15 protein-coding genes are annotated in these 17,851 nt (G+C 70.1%); 9 read left to right on the forward strand and 6 right to left on the reverse strand.

The annotated features are described in order from the left end of the window. Positions 1-11 precede the first annotated feature (11 nt). Positions 12-455: a nucleoside deaminase gene (locus ACFU5M_RS11700; protein WP_379047803.1), complete on the reverse strand. Its 444-nt coding sequence runs from the start codon at positions 453-455 to the stop codon at positions 12-14. A gap of 398 nt (positions 456-853) precedes the next feature. On the opposite strand from ACFU5M_RS11700, the gene cobA reads away from it, so the two are divergent. Together cobA and ACFU5M_RS11710 are read left to right on the forward strand one after the other, a co-directional pair. Next, positions 854-2,128: a uroporphyrinogen-III C-methyltransferase gene (gene cobA, locus ACFU5M_RS11705; RefSeq protein ID WP_379047754.1), complete on the forward strand. Its 1,275-nt coding sequence runs from the start codon at positions 854-856 to the stop codon at positions 2,126-2,128. Positions 2,129-2,539: 411 nt separating this feature from the next. Further along, positions 2,540-4,000, forward strand: coding sequence for an MFS transporter (locus ACFU5M_RS11710; RefSeq protein WP_379047757.1), 1,461 nt, complete (start codon positions 2,540-2,542; stop codon positions 3,998-4,000). A 7-nt stretch (positions 4,001-4,007) separates the two neighbouring features. Here the strand turns inward: ACFU5M_RS11710 and ACFU5M_RS11715 are convergent, their stop codons facing one another. Both ACFU5M_RS11715 and ACFU5M_RS11720 read right to left on the reverse strand, forming a co-directional pair. Further along, on the reverse strand, positions 4,008-4,421 hold the full coding sequence (locus tag ACFU5M_RS11715; RefSeq protein WP_379047760.1) for a PPOX class F420-dependent oxidoreductase: 414 nt from the start codon (positions 4,419-4,421) through the stop codon (positions 4,008-4,010). A gap of 56 nt (positions 4,422-4,477) precedes the next feature. Beyond that, complete coding sequence (locus ACFU5M_RS11720) at positions 4,478-5,968, reverse strand: CoA-acylating methylmalonate-semialdehyde dehydrogenase (RefSeq protein ID WP_379047763.1); 1,491 nt, start codon at positions 5,966-5,968, stop codon at positions 4,478-4,480. 236 nt (positions 5,969-6,204) lie between these two features. Here ACFU5M_RS11720 and ACFU5M_RS11725 point away from each other — a divergent pair, with 236 nt between their 5' ends. Further along, positions 6,205-6,846 carry a metal-dependent phosphohydrolase gene (locus ACFU5M_RS11725; RefSeq protein WP_379047766.1) on the forward strand — a complete coding sequence of 214 codons (642 nt, stop codon included), beginning with the start codon at positions 6,205-6,207 and terminating at the stop codon, positions 6,844-6,846. Here the strand turns inward: ACFU5M_RS11725 and yaaA are convergent. Next, a complete protein-coding gene (yaaA, locus tag ACFU5M_RS11730; protein WP_379047805.1) occupies positions 6,839-7,582 on the reverse strand; it encodes a peroxide stress protein YaaA in 744 nt (247 codons plus the stop codon). The genes ACFU5M_RS11725 and yaaA overlap by 8 nt on opposite strands. A 58-nt stretch (positions 7,583-7,640) precedes the next feature. Between yaaA and ACFU5M_RS11735 the strand changes: the two genes are divergently transcribed. Both ACFU5M_RS11735 and ACFU5M_RS11740 read left to right on the forward strand, forming a co-directional pair. Further along, entirely contained in the window at positions 7,641-9,398 is a 1,758-nt protein-coding gene (locus ACFU5M_RS11735) for a proline--tRNA ligase (protein ID WP_379047769.1), read from the forward strand. A gap of 187 nt (positions 9,399-9,585) precedes the next feature. Then, positions 9,586-11,337 carry an acyl-CoA dehydrogenase family protein gene (locus ACFU5M_RS11740; RefSeq protein ID WP_379047772.1) on the forward strand — a complete coding sequence of 584 codons (1,752 nt, stop codon included), beginning with the start codon at positions 9,586-9,588 and terminating at the stop codon, positions 11,335-11,337. A 75-nt stretch (positions 11,338-11,412) separates the two neighbouring features. On the opposite strand, the gene ACFU5M_RS11745 is transcribed toward ACFU5M_RS11740, so the two are convergent. Both ACFU5M_RS11745 and ACFU5M_RS11750 read right to left on the reverse strand, forming a co-directional pair. Further along, the gene (locus ACFU5M_RS11745; RefSeq protein WP_379047775.1) at positions 11,413-11,847 is read right to left on the reverse strand and encodes a ferritin-like domain-containing protein; all 435 of its coding nucleotides are present in this window, start codon (positions 11,845-11,847) and stop codon (positions 11,413-11,415) included. Beyond that, on the reverse strand, positions 11,844-12,506 hold the full coding sequence (locus ACFU5M_RS11750) for a hypothetical protein (RefSeq protein WP_379047778.1): 663 nt from the start codon (positions 12,504-12,506) through the stop codon (positions 11,844-11,846). Before ACFU5M_RS11750 ends, ACFU5M_RS11745 begins: the two co-directional genes overlap by 4 nt. Before the next feature lie 96 nt (positions 12,507-12,602). On the opposite strand from ACFU5M_RS11750, the gene rimP reads away from it, so the two are divergent. The 4 genes from rimP to infB form a co-directional block, all read left to right on the forward strand. Then, a complete protein-coding gene (rimP, locus tag ACFU5M_RS11755; RefSeq protein ID WP_379047781.1) occupies positions 12,603-13,268 on the forward strand; it encodes a ribosome maturation factor RimP in 666 nt (221 codons plus the stop codon). Then, the gene (gene nusA, locus ACFU5M_RS11760; RefSeq protein ID WP_379047784.1) at positions 13,265-14,293 is read left to right on the forward strand and encodes a transcription termination factor NusA; all 1,029 of its coding nucleotides are present in this window, start codon (positions 13,265-13,267) and stop codon (positions 14,291-14,293) included. The genes rimP and nusA overlap by 4 nt, the downstream gene beginning before the upstream one ends. Before the next feature lie 188 nt (positions 14,294-14,481). Then, positions 14,482-14,748 (forward strand): YlxR family protein, encoded by a 267-nt coding sequence (locus ACFU5M_RS11765; protein WP_379047808.1) that lies wholly within the window; start codon positions 14,482-14,484, stop codon positions 14,746-14,748. 108 nt (positions 14,749-14,856) lie between these two features. Next, on the forward strand, positions 14,857-17,851 hold a 2,995-nt coding region (infB, locus tag ACFU5M_RS11770), incomplete at its 3' end, for a translation initiation factor IF-2 (protein ID WP_379047787.1).

The raw sequence follows: 17,851 nt of genomic DNA on the forward strand, positions 1-17,851 counted from the left end.
GGTGGCCCCGGTCATGCCTCGAGATCGTCGGCGACTCCGATGTCCTCGTGCCACAGCGCGGGATGCTCGGCGATGAATCGGGTCATCAGATCGGTGCAGCGCCGGTCTTCCAGGACGGTGACGGCCACGCCGTGCCCGGCGAGCCACTCGTGCCCGCCGGAGAAGGTCCGCGATTCCCCGACCACCACCGACCCGATGCCGAACTGGCGGATCAGGCCGCTGCAGTACCAGCACGGTGAGAGCGTGGTGGCCATGACGGTGTCGCGATAGTCGCGCCGCCGTCCCGCGGCGCGGAAGGCGTCGGTCTCGGCGTGCATGCTGGGGTCGCCGGACTGTACCCGGCGATTGTGTCCGCGCCCGAGCAACGTGCCGTCCGCGTCGAAGAGGGCGGCGCCGATGGGGATACCCCCTTCGGCGAGCCCGCGTAGCGCCTCGTCGTAGGCCACGTCCAGCAGTCGTGCCGGTGTCAGCCGTTTCATCGGTCCGCCTTTCCGAGTGAGACGCCTTCCCGGCAACCTACCGTCGCCGACTGTCGAAACGCTTGTTACCGCTGGTCACAGTGTCGGTGGCGGAGTAGCCGTCCGGACCGGCACCGTGTCGACCGACCCGGTCTGGCGGCCGTTCGCGGGATGTCACCGAACACTGGTCCTCGACGACCGACCTGTCCGCCGCACGCGCGACTGATCGACCCGCTCGCCACTGGTCATTCGCACTGCCGAGCGCTCGACCGGCCTTGCCCCAGCGGGTAGACGCTCGGCCCGCGGTGATCGTCGCCCGTGCTCGCGGAACGTGTGCGGGCGGGCGTGCCGGGCGATTGCCGGTGCCGAACGGTCACGCCGTAGGCTCGAAACTTGTGCCGAACACGTCAGACGCAACGCAAGACCAGCCCACCGGCGACCCGAACTACCTGGTCGGGCTCGATCTGCACGGACGGCGTGTCGTCGTGGTCGGCGGTGGGTCGGTGGCGCAGCGCAGACTCGGCCTGCTGATCGCCTCCGGCGCGGACGTCCATGTGGTGAGTCGCGCGGTCACGCCCGCGGTCGAGGGAATGGCGACCTCCGGGCAGATCACCGTCACGCTGCGCGAATACGCCGACGGCGACCTCGACGGCGCCTGGTACGCGATCGCCTGCACCGACGAGCCCGAGACCAACGCGGCGGTGGTCGCCGAGGCGACCCGGCGGCGGATCTTCTGCGTCCGCGCCGACACCGCCCGGCTGGGCACCGCGGTCACCCCGGCCACCGCGCGCTACGACGGGCTCACCCTCGGTGTGCTGGCGAGCGGGCAGCACCGGCGCTCGGCGGCCGTGCGCAACGCGTTGCTGGAGGCCCTGCAATCCGGTGTGGTGAGCGACGACTCGACGCCGATCGCGCCCGGTGTCGCTTTGGTGGGCGGCGGGCCCGGCGATCCCGACCTGATCACCGTGCGTGGGCGGCGGCTGCTGGCCAGGGCGGATCTGGTGGTCGCCGACCGGCTCGCGCCGCCGGAACTGCTCGCCGAACTCGGGCCGGAGGTCGAGGTGGTCGACGCCGCCAAGATTCCGTACGGACGGGCGATGGCGCAGGAAGCGATCAACAACGCGCTGATCGACGGCGCGAAAGCGGGCAAGTTCGTGGTGCGGCTCAAGGGTGGCGACCCCTACGTGTTCGGGCGTGGCTACGAGGAGCTGGAGGCCTGTGCGGCCGCCGGGGTTCCGGTCACGGTGGTGCCGGGTGTCACCAGTCCCATCTCGGTGCCCGCCGCCGCGGGGATCCCGGTCACCCACCGCGGCGTCACCCACGAGTTCGTGGTGGTGAGCGGGCACCTCGCGCCGGATCACCCGGATTCGCTGGTGGACTGGCCCGCACTGGCCCGGCTGCGCGGCACACTGGTGCTGATGATGGCGGTGGAGCGGATCGAACAGTTCGCCACCGCGCTGCTGGCGGGCGGGCGTCCGGCGGGCACACCAGCCACCGTCATCCAGGAGGGCACGCTGCGCACTCAGCGTGTGCTGCGCGCCGATCTCGCCACGGTGGCCGCCCGGGTGCGCGCCGAAGGCATCCGCCCACCCGCGATCGTGGTGATCGGCCCGACCGCCGGATTCTCCGCCGACTCGATCGTCCCGCACGCCGGCTCCGCGGCCGGATAGCGCTTCCAGCCACCGCGGCGATTCGAATCCACCGAGTCGCCGCCCGCCTCGCGCGCGTCGGCCGCCGCCAACCGCCTGTCGGCAGATCGTTGCCGCGCCGGGTTCGTTCCGGTGATGGCCGTACCGGTGGGAAGCTCGGTTCGTATCTCCGAGGAGCCGGGGCGCGGAAGCGACCCAACCGCCTGCGCGGCGATTGCCCGTTGCCCAGGAGGGCTCCTCGTCGTCTATGGGAAGGAGTACCAGCGATGGCCCGTCACTCGACCCGGTGCAGCTGGTGATTCGCGACGAGGCCCACCCGCCGGATCGCCGGGGCCGGCGCTCGTCGCGGGTGCGGCCGGATCGGTGGGCGGGCGAAGCGGCGCCCGGCATCAATTACAGTGACTCACTGTGCTTCGGAACCCCGCTGCGACGATGCAGTATCCAGTGACGCAGCGGGCCTTCGGGCTCGCGATCCTAGTCCTGAGCGGATTGCAGCTCATGGTCGTGCTCGACGGCACGGTGGTGATCTTCGCGCTGCCGCGGCTGCAAGAGGAGATGGGGTTGTCCAGCGCGGGTAGCGCGTGGACGGTGACCTCCTACGGGCTCACCTTCGCGGGCCTGATGCTGCTCGGCGGCCGGCTCGGCGATGCTTTCGGCCGCAAGCGCATGTTGGTTGTCGGTGTCGCGGTGTTCACCTTGGCCTCGCTGTTGTGCGGGCTCGCGCAGAACCAGGCGATGCTGCTCGCGGCGCGGGCCCTACAAGGCGCGGGCGCAGCGATCGCGGCGCCCACCGCGTTCGCGCTGGTGGCGACGACCTTCGCGCCGGGCAAGGCGCGTAACCAGGCGATCGCGATCGTCGGCTCGATGGTCGGCATCGGCTCCGTCGGCGGGCTCGTGGTCGGCGGCGCGCTGACCCAGCTGTCGTGGCGGTGGATCTTCCTGATCAACGTCCCGATCGGCGCGCTGATCATCCTCGGCGCGGCCTACAAGCTGGCCGACACCGAACACCACCGCTCGGCCTTGGATATTCCGGGCGCGGTGCTGGGCACCATCGCGTGCGCGTCGATCGTGTTCGGCGCGACCGAGGGGCCGGAGGTCGGCTGGGGGCACCCGGCGATCATCGGTTCGCTCATCGCCGGCGTTGTGCTGCTGATCGTCTTCATCGCGCTGGAACGACGGGTGGACGACCCGCTGCTGCCCTGGTCGCTGTTCGACAGCCGCGACCGTGTGGCCACCTTCCTGCTGATCTTCCTGGCCGGTGGAGTGCTGGGCGCGATGACCTTCTTCGTCGCCCAGTTCATGCAGAACGTCATCGGATACGGTCCGCTCAAGGCGGGTGTCGCGGCTATCCCGTTCACCGTCGGCATCGGCGTCGGCGGCGCGGTGGCGTCCAAGGCGGCGCTCTACATCGCGCCGCGCTGGCTGCTCGCGGGCGCGGGCGCGGTGCTCGGCGTCGGGCTGCTGTTCGGTTCGACCCTCGACGGCGAGGTGATGTACTTCGCGACGCTGCTGCCCCTGCTGGTGGTGATCGGCTTCGGCGTCGGTGTCGCCATGGTGCTCTCCCCGCTGTGTGTGCTGGTCGGTGTGCCGCCGGCGAATATCGGCCCGCTGGCCGCGGTCGGGCAGATGTTCATGAACCTCGCCACGCCCGTGGCCATCGGCCTGCTCACCCCGATCGCCGCCTCCCGCACGCTGTCGCTCGGCGGCCGCACCGAGAAGGTCACCGGGATGACACCCGCGGAGATCGCCGCCCTGGGTGATGGTTACACCCTGGTGCTGTTCGTCTGTGCCCTCATCGCGTTCGCGGCCGGACTGGTCGCCCTGACCCTGCGCTTCACCCCCCAGCAACTGGCCATGGCCCAGCACGCGCAGGACGAAGCCCAGCAGGCGTGAGTCGTGCCTACAAACGGCCCGCTACCCGCCGGGGTGTCACGCGCACGATGACGCGCGGTCCGTCGTTCACCGAGGCCGGGTTGAAATCCACATACTTCCGCCCGGTGTACTTCGCCGAGAGTTCGTCGGGCAGCGTCTTGTCCGGGTCCGGGGTGATCGTCGCGGTGCCCCGGACCTCCGCGTAGACGTACGGGTTGTCCGGCGGGTTGATCAGCACGGTGATGCGCGGATCGCGCGCGAGGTTCTTGCCCTGCTGACGGTCGGTGGTGGTGGAGAAGAGCAGATCGTCGCCGTCCCGCTTCAGCCAGATCACGGTCAGGTGCGGCTGCCCGTTGGCGCCGATCGTCGCCGCGGTGGCGAACACCCTCTCTTCGTCCAGGTACTTCTTCAGGGCATCGGAAAGCTCTGCGGTAGCGGTCACGCTCTGCCTGAACAACGCGGCCCGGCCCGGCATTCCCGGTCGGAGCCGCGCGCGGCCTACTTGTTCTGCGGGAAGCCGAGATTCAGTCCGCCGTGGCTCGGATCGAGCCAGCGGGTGGTGACCGCCTTGGTACGGGTGAAGAACCGCACGCCGTCGGCGCCGTGCGCGTGCGCGTCACCGAACAGCGAGTTCTTCCAGCCGCCGAAGCTGTAGTACGACATCGGAACCGGGATCGGCACGTTGATGCCGACCATCCCGACTTCGACCTCGTTGTGGAAGCGGCGGGCGGCGCCGCCGTCGTTGGTGAACAGGGCGGTGCCGTTGCCGTAGGGATTGGCGTTGACCAGCGCCAGCGCGTCGTCGTAGCTGTCGACGCGCACCACCGACAGCACGGGTCCGAAGATCTCGTCGGTGTAGACGCTCATGTCGGTGGCGACATGGTCGAGAATCGTCGGCCCGAGCCAGAAGCCCTCGGCCGCGCCATCGGCCTGGACATCTCGGCCGTCGAGAACGACGGTGGCTCCAGCGGATTCGCCCGCCGCGATGTACCCGGCGACCCGGTCGCGGTGCGCCCGGGTGACCAGTGGACCCATGTCGGCGCCCCGGGCGCCGTCGCCGGTCCTGATGGTGCCTGCCCGCTCGGCGATCCTGCCGACCAGGCCATCGGCCGCCCCGCCCACCGCGACCACCACGCTGATCGCCATGCACCGCTCGCCCGCCGAGCCGAACCCGGCGTTCACCGCGGCGTCGGCGGCCAGGTCCAGATCCGCGTCCGGCAGCACCACCATGTGGTTCTTCGCGCCACCGAGCGCCTGCACCCGCTTGCCCGCGGCGGTGCCGCGCTGGTAGACGTACCGGGCGATCGGCGTCGAGCCGACGAACGAGACGGCCTTGATGCCCGGGTTGTCCAGCAGTTCGTCGACCGCGACCTTGTCGCCTTGCAGCACTGTGAAGACGCCCGCGGGCAGTTCGGCTTCGGCCCACAGCCGCGCCGGCCACAGCGACGCGGACGGGTCCTTCTCGCTCGGTTTGAGCACCACCGTGTTCCCCGCGGCGATGGCGATCGGGAAGAACCACATCGGCACCATCGCGGGGAAGTTGAACGGGGAGATGATCGCGACCGGGCCGAGCGGTTGGCGGATGGAGAAGATGTCCACCTTGGCCGAGGCATTCTCGGTGTAGCCGCCCTGAAGCAGATGCGGTATGCCGCAGGCGAACTCGACGACTTCCAAGCCGCGGCTCACCTCGCCGATCGCGTCGGTGAGCACCTTGCCGTGTTCGGCGGTGATCAGCCGGGCCAGCTCCTCTTTGCGCTCGTTCAGCAGTTCACGGAAGCGGAACAGGATCTGGGTGCGCCGGGTCAGCGAGGTGTCCCGCCATGCCGGGAAGGCCTTCGCGGCGGAGTCGATCGCCGCTCGGGTGTCGGCGACGCCTGCCAGCGCGACCTGCCCGGTCACCGCGCCGGTCGCCGGGTTGGTCACCGGCGCCGTCGTCTCGCTGGTACCCGCGAAATCCTTACCGTCGAGCCAGTGCGCGATGGTCTGCATGTCTCCTCGCTTCGATCGGTGAGCATCAGCGGTGCTACGGGACCCACCGCATACGGTCGTGACATGGCAAGAACGCCGCCTGACCGTCCACTGTCCGGCATACACCCTTCCCGTTGTTCCGGCGCGGAATTCGGCGCACCGAGCTGCTGATTCGCGATCTGACGGTGGGGCGTGCCAAGGGTGATCCCGGTCGCCGCGCCATTGTCGCGCGCGTGCGATTCCGTGAGACTGTGCCGATGACGGTGGAGGAACGTTTGCAGGCTCGCTGGATCGAGTTGGCGGGGGAGCAGTCCGGCGCGGTGGGTTCGGATCTGATCGGCCGGTACCGCGAGCCGCATCGGCGGTATCACACGATGGACCATCTGGCCGCGATGCTGTCTGTCATCGATGAACTCGGGCGGGACGCGGACGACGTCGCCGCGGTGCGCTACGCGGCGTTCTTCCACGACGCGATCTATGCCGTCGATCGCGCCGACAACGAAGAGCGCAGCGCCGAACTCGCCGAGACGACGCTGCCCGCTCTGGGCGCGACGCCCGAGCTGGTCGGCGAAGTCGGCAGGCTGGTCCGCCTCACCGCGACCCACCGCACCGCCGCCGACGATCACAACGGCAACGTGTTGTGCGACGCCGACCTGGCGATCCTCGCCGCCGAAGCATCTGGTTACGCCGCCTACACGCGGGCGGTGCGAGCGGAATACCGGCATGTCCCGGACGATCTGTTCCGCACGGGCCGGGCGGCGGTGCTGCGGAAGCTGGCCGAGCAGCCGTACCTGTTCCGGACACCCACGGCTCGCCGCCGCTACGAGTCGGCGGCACGGGCCAACCTCGAGGCCGAGCTCGCCGCGCTGAGCGACGAACGGCCGGACGAACTCAGGTGATGATCAGAAGTTCGGTGGGGGACGCGATCTCCGCTCGCAGCCCGGCCTTGGCAGCCACCCGCGCCACACCGCGGACGTCGGCCGGTTCGGCCCTGGTGAGCACCAGGGCGCGCGCGAGCAGGCCCTTGTGGTGCTTGTTGAAATGACTCACCACCGTGCGTGACCCGTCCGCGTGCTCGGTGAGCACGTTGGCGGTGATCGCGCCGGGCACCCGCCCCAGCTGCTGGTAGGTGCCCGAGCGCAGGTCGACCACGAGTTCGCCCGCGGCCTCGGCGAGCAGCGCGGTGGCCAGTTCGTCGCGCCAGACGGCCGAGAGGGTCGGCAAGCCGGGCAGTTTCGAGCCGCCGGAGAGCCGGTAGGCGGGAATCGGGTCGCCGGCGCGGACCGCGCCGAACAGGGCGGAGCCGATGCCGAGCCGGGCATGCGCCTTCGCACGCTGCGCCTTGGTGAACGAGCGCGCGTCGAGCGCGTCGTAGAGGACGCCGGTGTAGCGCTCCAGCGCGGGACGGGTCGGCGAGGTGCGCAGCGTGGCGTTGCGCGCGATCTCGCCGTCGGCCCCCTTGCCGAGCCCGAGCGCGCTCCGTGAGCCTTCCGGGTCGGCCGCCAACCGCACCACTTCCTCGATCAGCCGTGCGCGCACAGCTGTGAGCTGCGGCATCGCCAAGGAGTCCAGGGTGAGCGGCGCCCCCGCGCCGCCATCGGACTTGGTTTCGGAGGGAGGCAGCAGCACCAGCACGAACGAATACGGTAATGCGCTGGGAACGGCGTCCGGCCAGCGACTACCCTGTGCTTCCGTGATCACCCGCCTCTCCCGCCTGTTCCTGCGAACCCTCCGCGACGATCCCGCCGACGCCGAGGTGCCGAGCCACAAACTCTTGGTCCGTGCCGGCTACGTGCGCCGCGTCGCCCCGGGTGTCTACTCGTGGCTGCCGCTGGGCTTGCGCGTGCTGCGCAAGGTCGAGGACGTGGTGCGCGAGGAGATGGACGCGATCGGCGGTCAGGAGATCTCGCTACCCGCGCTACTGCCGCGCGAACCGTACGAGACCACCAACCGGTGGACCGAGTACGGCGACGGCCTGTTCCGCCTGCGCGACCGCAAGGGCGCGGACTACCTGCTCGGTCCTACCCACGAGGAGCTCTTCGCGCTCACCGTGAAGGGCGAGTACAACTCCTACAAGGATCTGCCGGTCACGCTCTACCAGATCCAGACCAAGTACCGCGACGAGGAGCGTCCCCGCGCGGGCATTCTGCGCGGGCGCGAGTTCGTGATGAAGGACTCCTACTCGTTCGATCTGGACGAGGACGGCCTCGAGGCCAGCTACGACGCGCACCGCCAGGCCTACCAGCGCATCTTCGACCGGCTGCGGGTCAAATACGTCATCGTGGCCGCCACCTCGGGCGCGATGGGCGGCAGCGCGTCGGAGGAGTTCCTGGCCGACAGCCCGGTCGGCGAGGACACCTACGTGCGCTGCCCGGAATCCGGCTACGCGGCCAATGTGGAGGCGGTGGTCACGCCCGCTCCCGAACCGCTGCCGATCGAAGGGCAGCCGGAGGCCGTGGTGCACGACACCCCGGACACTCCGACGATCGCGACGCTGGTGGACTGGGCCAACAGCGCCGGTATCGCCGAGCGCTACGGACGTCCGGTCACCGCGGCCGACACCTTGAAGAACGTCATGGTCAAGCTGCGTCACCCGGACGGGAAGACCGAGATCCTCGGCATCGGCGTCCCCGGTGACCGCGAGGTCGACGACAAGCGCCTCGGCGCCTCGGTCGAACCGGCCGAGGTGGAACTGCTCACCGAAGCGGACTTCGCCGAGAACCCGTTTCTGGTCAAGGGCTATATCGGCCCGAAGGCGCTACAGGCCAACGGCGTTCGCTACCTGGTCGATCCCCGCGTAGGCACCGGCACCAGCTGGATCACCGGCGCCGACGAACCGGGCAAGCACGTGGTCGGCTTGGTCGCGGGCCGCGATTTCACCCCCGACGGCACCATCGAGGCCGCCGAAGTTCGCGACGGCGACCCCTCGCCCGACGGGCGGGGCACGCTGGTGGCGGCCCGTGGCATCGAGATCGGCCACATCTTCCAGCTCGGTAACAAGTACACCGACGCGTTCGAGGTGGACGTGCTCGGCGAGAACGGCAAGCCGGTGCGGCTGACCATGGGCTCCTACGGCGTCGGCGTCTCTCGCATGGTGGCGGTGATCGCCGAGCAGCAGCACGACGACAAGGGGCTGCGCTGGCCCGCGGCGGTCGCGCCCTACGACGTGCACGTCGTGATCGCCAACAAGGACGACGCGGCCCGCGCGGGCGCCGAAGAAGTGGTGTCCGGCCTGCACGCCCACGGCCTGGACGTGCTCTTCGACGACCGCACCGCCTCACCGGGAGTGAAGTTCAAGGACGCCGAGCTGCTCGGCATGCCGCTGGTGCTGGTGATCGGCCGCGGCTGGGCCGAGGGCAAGGTCGAACTGCGCGACCGCTTCACCGGCGAGACCGAGGAACTTCCCGCGGCGTCCGCGGTGGACGCGGTGGTGGCCAGAGTTCGCGGCTGACCTGATTCCGGACGGCCCCCGCAGATTCCGCCGGGGGCCGTCCGCGGTCCGTAGCGCGGCGGCCGAGGAGGGCGCTCGCGTCCGGGAACCACGGCGCGGCTACCTACGCGACCGTAACCTGAATTCGCTGGTCACAGATCCACGGAGCTGGTCCGGGCTGCTATTACCCGCTGGTAAGTTAACCGGCATGACAAACACCGACGCGCGGTTGTTCAATCCCGCCACCTATGACCCGCAGCAGTTCGACGCCGAGACGCGGCGTCTGTTGCGCGCCACCATCGAGTGGTTCGAGGGCCGGGGTAAGCAGCGTCTGCTCGCCGACGACGCGAACGCGGTGTGGACGGCGGACTTCCTCGACTTCGTGAAGAAGGAGAAGCTGTTCGCCACTTTCCTGACCCCGCAGGCGTATGCCGACGGCGATCCGAATCGCCGCTGGGACGCCGCCCGCAACGCGGCGCTGTCGGAGATCTTCGGCTTCTACGGCCTGGCGTACTGGTACGCCGAACAGGTGACCATCCTCGGCCTCGGCCCGATCTGGCAGAGCGACAACGAAGCAGCCAAGAAGCGCGCGGCCGGCGATCTACTCGACGGCGAGGTGATGGCGTTCGGTCTGTCCGAGCAGACCCACGGCGCCGACATCTACAACACCGACCTGGTGCTGACCCCCACCGAGCCCGGCAGCGCGGACGCCGAGGCAGGCATCCTGTTCCGCGCCGACGGCGAGAAGTACTACATCGGTAACGGCAATGTGGCCAGCATGGTGTCGGTGTTCTCCCGCCGCGCCGATCTCGAGGGCGCCGACGCGTACGTCTGGTTCGCCGCCGACTCCCGCCACGAGAACTACCGCCTGCTCGGGAACGTCGTGCACCAGCAGATGTACGTCAGCACCTTCCGCTTGGAGAACTACCCGGTGCGCGCCGAGGACATCCTGCACACCGGGCCCGAGGCCTTCTCCGCCGCGCTGAACACCGTGAACGTGGGCAAGTTCAATCTCTGCCACGGCGGGATCGGCATGGTCGAGCACTCGTTCTACGAGGCGATCACCCACGCGGGCAACCGCATCCTCTACGGCAACCCGGTCACCGACTTCCCGCACGTGCGGGCGAACTTCGTCGACGCCTATGCGCGCATCCTCGCGATGAAGCTGTTCAGTGACCGTGCCGTCGACTACTTCCGCAGCGCGAGCCTGGAGGACCGCCGGTACCTGCTGTTCAACCCGATGACGAAGTCCAAGGTGACCTCCGAGGGCGAGACCGTCATGACGTTGCTGCTGGATGTGCTGGCCGCCAAGGGGTTCGAGAAGAACACCTACTTCGCCGAGGTGCAGCGACTGATCAGCACGCTGCCCCGGCTGGAGGGCACGGTGCACGTGAACGTCGGGCAGATCCTGAAGTTCATGCCCAACTACCTGTTCGACCCGCAGGACTACCCCGAGATCGGAACCCGGCAAGACGCGGCCGACGACGCGTTCTTCTGGCGGCAGGGCCCGGCGCGGGGGGCGGGCAAGGTGCGCTTCGCCGACTGGGCGCCGATCTACGACAAGCACGCCGACATCCCGAACGTGGGCCGGTTCCATGAGCAGGCGCAGGCTCTGCGCACCCTGCTGACCACGGCGGCGCCGGACGCCGCGCAGCAGAAGGATCTGGACTTCATGCTGACCGTCGGCCACCTGTTCTCCCTGGTGGTCTACGGCCAGCTGATCCTGGAGCAGGCCGCGATCACCGGCCTGGATCGCGACCTGATCGACCAGATCTTCGACTTCCAGGTCCGCGATTTCAACGCCTACGCCACCGCCCTGTACGGCAAGCCGTCGGCCACGCCCGACCAGCAGGGCTGGGCCGCGTCCGCGCTACGGCCGCCGGTCGCCGACCGTCCGCGCTTCGACCGGGTGTGGGCCGAGGTGGCCTCCTACAACGGCGCCTACGAGATGCGGCCGTAGGTCGCGCGTCGAGCCGTCGGCGGCCGCGGTACCGCGCCGGGCCGCCGTTCGCTCGAGCACGCTCGGGGCGGCGGATCAGGCCTTGCCGGGGAACGCGATGGTGGGTGGGTCGGCGCCGAGGATCGACTGCCACGTTGCCAGCCGGACGGCGGCGTCGGTGAGCGCGTCGACGCCGGTGCGCCGGATCGCCATGGACGCACCGCGCTCGACCACCGAGCGCCAAGCGACGGCGGTGTCGGACTCGACCGTGACGGCCAGTCGCGCGGCCGAGATCGGATCGGTGACCGGGAACGGCACCGTGTATGCCGCGTCGGGCGGCGGCACGGTCGCGCCGCCCAACACCAAGGCGTCCACGGTGGTGTCGCGCCGGGCGCGGTGCGCGGCGGTGTGCTCGGCGACCAGCCTGGTTCGCTCGGGCGAGGCGTAGGCGGCGATCACGCCGTAGGCGTACACAGCGCCGTATTCGGCGTTCAACGCGTCGGTGAGCGCTCGGCGTTCGTCTTCGGTCATCTCAGCAGCACCCCCGCCTGCACCGCGCAGGCCGCGCTGATCGAGGCGAGCAACCCGGCCCGGTATCCGTCCAGGGCTCGGGCCAGATCGGCGGCCGATTTCCGGGACTCGGCCAGCTGTGCACGCAGCGCCTCGACGGTCGGCGGCGTGGCGGGCGGCACCCCGCTGCCCGAAGCCACGGCCGACGGGCCGGATTCGCTCGCGCGGGTGCGGTGCACCGGTTTGGTGCCATCGGCGTAAACGCCTATCACACGGTCGATCTCGGTGCGCAAGGCGTCGGCGTGCGCGGTGCGCTCGGCCGCGATCGCCGTCAACGCGGTGTGCCGGTCGGGTGCGACGGCTATGGCCGCGGTCGCCGCCGCGGCGTCTGCGCGGGCCGCGATCTCCTGTGCGGCAAGCGGATCCGGTTCGTGGACCACGTCGTCGCCGGTGCAGCCCGCCAGGGCGCCGAGGGCGAGCACGCCCACCGTCGCGCCGCCCGCGAGACGGAGCGCGCTGCGACGATCCAGGGCGGCGGCGCGAGGCTCGTGCCGGTCGGAGGGCATGCCGATAGTGCGCCCGGCGCGAGGCGGGGCGGGAAGGCGGATGGGCACGGGCACCATCGTGCCAGACTCACCGTGTGCCGCCGGACGAGCGGTGGTCGTGGCGTGCGTACTCATCGGCCACTGGTCCTTTACACTCCCGTGGCGCGTTACGCTAGACCTTCGGTAGAGAATTCTCCCGCCGCGTCACAACTGAACCAGGAGCCGCCCCACATGCCGATGCCGACCGAGGAAAGGGTGAGCCAGCTCGTAGCTGGTCTCGTCGAACGCCGAGGTTTCGACCTCGAGGGCGTCGAGATCTCGACGGCGGGCACGCGCGAGGACGCGCAGGCTCGGGTGCAGGTGACCGTGGACCGCGACACCTCCGATCTGGACGCGCTCGCGACTCTCAGCACCGAGCTGTCGGCGCTGCTGGACGACGCGGGGGAGTTCGGCGAAACGCCCTACCTGCTGGAAGTCACCACTCCCGGCATCGATCGCCCGCTGACCGCCGACCGGCACTGGCGGCGAGCGCAAGGCCGGAAGGTGCGGGTCACGCTGCGCGAAGGCGCGCAGCCGCCGGAGCGGTCGGCGACTTTCGAAGCTCGGGTCGGCGCGCTCACCGGTGACTCGGTGGCGCTGGTACTCGGCGGCAAGCGCGACCCGCACCCGGTAGCGGTCCCGCTCGCCGACATCGCCACGGCCGTCGTCCAAGTCGAGTTCTCCCCGCCCGGGGCGCGGGAGCTGGAACTCGCGGGTGGAGTCGTTGCGGGGCGGCCGGCACCGGGCCGGGAAGACGCGGTGGCGTCGGACGACGCCGCGCAGCTCCGAGGAACACCGAATGCACTGTCCGAATCCGTAACAGCGTCCGATTCGCCGACCGAAGGGATCGTGGAATGAACATCGAAATCGAAGCCCTGCGCGCGATCGTCGCCGACAAGGGGATCTCGATCGAGACCGTGATCTCCGCGATCGAGTCGGCGCTGCTCACCGCGTACCGCCACACCGAGGGCCACCAGCCCAACGCGCGCATCGACATCAACCAGAGGACCGGCGTGGTCCGGGTGATGGCGCGAGAGCTGGACGCTGACGGCAACGTGATCTCCGAATGGGACGACACCCCCGAAGGGTTCGGCCGGATCGCGGCCACCACCGCCAGGCAGGTGGTGCTCCAGCGGCTGCGCGACGCGGAGAACGAGAAGTCCTTCGGCGAGTTCTCCACCCACGAGGGCGACATCGTGGGCGGTGTGGTGCAGCGGGACGCGCGCGCCAACGCCCGCGGCACCGTCGTGGTGCGCATCGGCAGCGAACTGCACGGCACGGAGGGGCTGATCCCGCCCGCCGAGCAGGTGCCGGGCGAGACCTACGAGCACGGTGACCGGATCAAGTGCTACGTCGTCGGCGTCTCCCGTGGTCCGCGCGGACCGCAGATCACGCTGTCGCGCACTCACCCGAATCTGGTGCGGCGCCTGTTCGCGCTGGAGGTGCCGGAGATAGCCGACAGCTCCGTGGAGATCGTCGCCGTCGCGCGTGAGGCCGGACACCGGTCCAAGATCGCGGTGCGCACCACGGTGCCCGGCGTCAACGCCAAGGGCGCCTGTATCGGGCCGATGGGGCAGCGCGTGCGCAACGTGATGAGTGAACTGGCCGGCGAGAAGATCGACATCATCGACTACGCCGACGATCCGGCTACTTTTGTGGGTAATGCGCTCTCGCCGTCGAAAGTGGTTTCGGTCACGATCGTCGACGCCGAGGCCAGGGCGGCCCGCGTCGTCGTGCCCGATTTCCAGCTTTCCCTGGCGATCGGCAAGGAGGGGCAGAATGCCCGCCTGGCCGCGCGTTTGACCGGTTGGCGCATCGATATCCGCAGCGACGCCGCCCCCGACATGGGCGGATCCGTGCGAACGGAGGCGCACCGGAGTTGACCGGAGCCCGCCCGCGGAGCGCTCGGGATGACAGGTTCGTAACTTCCGCGGGGGAGGGGTTCGGCGTTCCGGGCGTGGCAGCGGTAGAGTGGTCCAAGGTTCAGTCCGAGTCATCGGCTCCGACGCCCGACCGCACCACCGAGCAGCACCCGGCGCCCCAGCGCCGAGCCGCTCCCGAGCGGACGTGTATCGGGTGCCGGAAGCGCGGACCGGCCGGCGATCTGTTGCGGATCGTGGCTCGGGATCGTGAGGTCGGCGACGGCTCTCAGGTCATCGAGATCGTTCCCGATCCGCGGCGCAGACTTCCCGGACGGGGTGCCTGGTTGCACCCCCTTTCGGCTTGTCTGCGCGCAGCAGAGCGGCGCCGAGCGATCGGCAGAGCACTACGAGTGTCCGGACATCTGGATATCTCAGCCCTGGAGCATTACCTCGAGAACAGGCACGAGCACTCATGAGCACACCGTGAAGTACCAACGATGAACGTCCATCGGAGATAACCCGAGGTCGTGCGGGCCGCCGTCCCCAGAACGGTGGAACTGCTCGACCTCTCAGTGAGGAGAGCAGTGGCAGGCAAGGCCCGCGTGCACGAGTTGGCCAAAGAACTCGGTGTCACCAGCAAGGAACTACTCGCAACGCTCAAGGAGCAAGGCGAGTTCGTGAAGTCGGCGTCCTCGACGGTGGAAGCGCCCGTCGCGCGTCGGCTGCGTGAGTCGTTCGCAGCGAAATCCGCTCCGTCGAACGGCAACAAGTCGGGCGCGCGTCCCGGCCCGTCCGGCCGTCCGGCCCCCAAGCCCGCGGGCGGTGGCCCGCGTCCCGGTCCCCGCCCGTCGACGCCGGCACCGGCGCCCACCGTGCAGGAGACCGCCGTTCCCGCCGCGCGCACCGGCGAATCCCCGGCCGTGAAGCCGGGCCCCGCCGCACGTCCGGGACCGGCACCTTCGCCCAAGCCCCCCGTCCAGGAATCGGTCGCCCCGCAGGCCGCCGCGGCCTCCGGCGCGACCGCGAGTTCCGCATCCGCCCCGGCCGGTCCTCGGCCGTCGCCGGGTGGCCCGCGTCCCGGGCAGCAGCAGCAGCGACCAGGCGCCCCCGCCCAAGGCGGCCAGCGTCAGGGTGGCGCACCGTCCGGTCCGCGCCCGGGTCCGAAGACCCCGCGCGTCGGTAACAACCCCTACTCGTCGGCTCCCGAGCGTCCCGCGCCGCGACCGGCCCCCGGTCAGGGTGGCCCGCGTCCGGGTCCGGCTCAGGGCGGTCCGCGTCCGGGTCCGGCTCAGGGCGGTCCGCGTCCGGGTCCGGCTCAGGGTGGCCCGCGTCCGGGTCCGGCTCAGGGCGGTCCGCGCCCGGCGCCCGGCCCCGGTGGCCCGCGTCCCGGTGGCCCGCGTCCGAGCCCCGGCTCGATGCCGCCCCGTCCGAATCCCGGTGCGATGCCGTCGCGTGCGGCGCGTCCGGGCGGTGCCGGAGGCCCCGGCGCCGGTCGTCCCGGTCGTCCCGGCGGCGCCGGTGCGGGTCGTCCCGGTGGTGGCGGCGGCGGTGGTGGCTACCGCGGTGGCGGTGGCGGCGCTCCTGGCGCGGGTGCAGGTGCTCCCGGTGCCGGTGGTGGCGCGGCCGGTGGCTTCCGGGGTCGTCCCGGTGGCGGCGGTGGCGGCGGTCGTCCCGGTGGTCCCGGTGGCCGCGGTGGTGCGGCAGGCGCGTTCGGCCGTCCCGGTGGTGCGCCCCGTCGTGGCCGCAAGTCCAAGCGGCAGAAGCGGCAAGAGTACGACTCGATGCAGGCGCCCGCCGTCGGCGGCGTCCGGCTGCCGCGTGGCAACGGTGAGATCATCCGGCTCGCCCGCGGCGCGTCGCTGTCGGACTTCGCGGAGAAGATCGACGCGAACCCGGCTGCGCTGGTGCAGGCCCTGTTCAACCTCGGTGAGATGGTCACCGCGACCCAGTCGGTGAACGACGAGACCCTCGAGCTGCTCGGCGGCGAGATGAACTACGTCGTCCACGTGGTCAGCCCCGAGGACGAGGATCGCGAGCTGCTGGAGTCGTTCGACCTCACCTACGGCGAGGACGAGGGTGGCGAGGAAGACCTCGAACAGCGTCCGCCGGTGGTGACCGTCATGGGTCACGTCGACCACGGTAAGACCCGACTGCTGGACACCATCCGCAAGGCGAACGTCCGCGAGGGCGAGGCCGGTGGCATCACCCAGCACATCGGCGCCTACCAGGTGCTCACCCACCTGGGCGAGGAAGACCGGCTCATCACCTTCATCGACACCCCCGGTCACGAGGCGTTCACCGCCATGCGTGCCCGCGGTGCGAAGGCCACCGACATCGCGATCCTCGTTGTCGCCGCCGACGACGGCGTCATGCCGCAGACGGTGGAGGCGATCAACCACGCGCAGGCGGCCGACGTGCCGATCGTGGTGGCGGTCAACAAGATCGACAAGGAAGGCGCGAACCCGCAGAAGGTACGTCAGCAGCTCACCGAGTACGGCCTGGTCGCCGAGGAATACGGCGGCGAGACCATGTTCGTCGACATCTCCGCCAGGCAGAACATCAACATCGATGCGCTGCTCGAGGCGGTCCTGCTGACCGCCGACGCGGCACTGGACCTGCGGGCCAACCCGGACATGGACGCGCAGGGTGTGGCCATCGAGGCGCACCTCGACCGCGGTCGAGGCCCGGTGGCGACCGTGCTCATCCAGCGCGGCACCCTGCGGGTCGGCGACTCGATCGTGGCGGGAGACGCTTACGGCCGGGTGCGCCGCATGGTCGACGAGCACGGCGACGACGTCGAGGCGGCGTTGCCGTCGCGGCCCGTCCAGGTCGTCGGCTTCACGTCGGTGCCCGGCGCCGGTGACAACCTGCTCGTGGTCGACGAGGACCGGATCGCCCGGCAGATCGCCGACCGGCGCAATGCGCGTAAACGCAACGCGCTGGCCGCACGTAGCCGCAAGCGGATCAGCCTGGAAGATCTGGATGCCGCGCTGAAGGAAACCAGCGAGCTGAACCTGATCCTCAAGGGCGACAACTCGGGTACGGTCGAGGCCCTCGAGGAGGCGCTGCTCCAGATCCAGGTGGGCGACGAGGTGCGCCTGCGGGTGATCGACCGCGGCGTCGGTGGTGTCACCGAGACCAACGTCAACCTGGCTTCGGCGTCGAACGCGATCATCATCGGGTTCAACGTCCGTGCCGAGGGCAAGGCCACCGAACTGGCCAACCGCGAGGGTGTCGACATCCGGTACTACTCGGTGATCTACCAGGCCATCGACGAGATCGAGAAGGCCCTCAAGGGCATGCTCAAGCCGATCTACGAAGAGGTCGAGCTGGGCCGGGCCGAGATCAGGGCGATCTTCCGTTCGTCGAAGATCGGCAACATCGCCGGTTGCATGGTCACGTCGGGTTCGGTCAAGCGCAATGCCAAGGCGCGCCTGCTCCGGGACAACGTGGTGATCGCCGAGACGACGACGATCTCGTCGCTGCGCCGGGAGAAGGACGACGTCACCGAGGTCCGTGAAGGCTTCGAATGCGGTATCACGGTCACCTACTCCGATATCAAGGAAGGCGACATCATCG

This window comes from Nocardia sp. NPDC057455 (assembly GCF_042802775.1).
Classification (GTDB): Bacteria; Actinomycetota; Actinomycetes; order Mycobacteriales; family Mycobacteriaceae; genus Nocardia.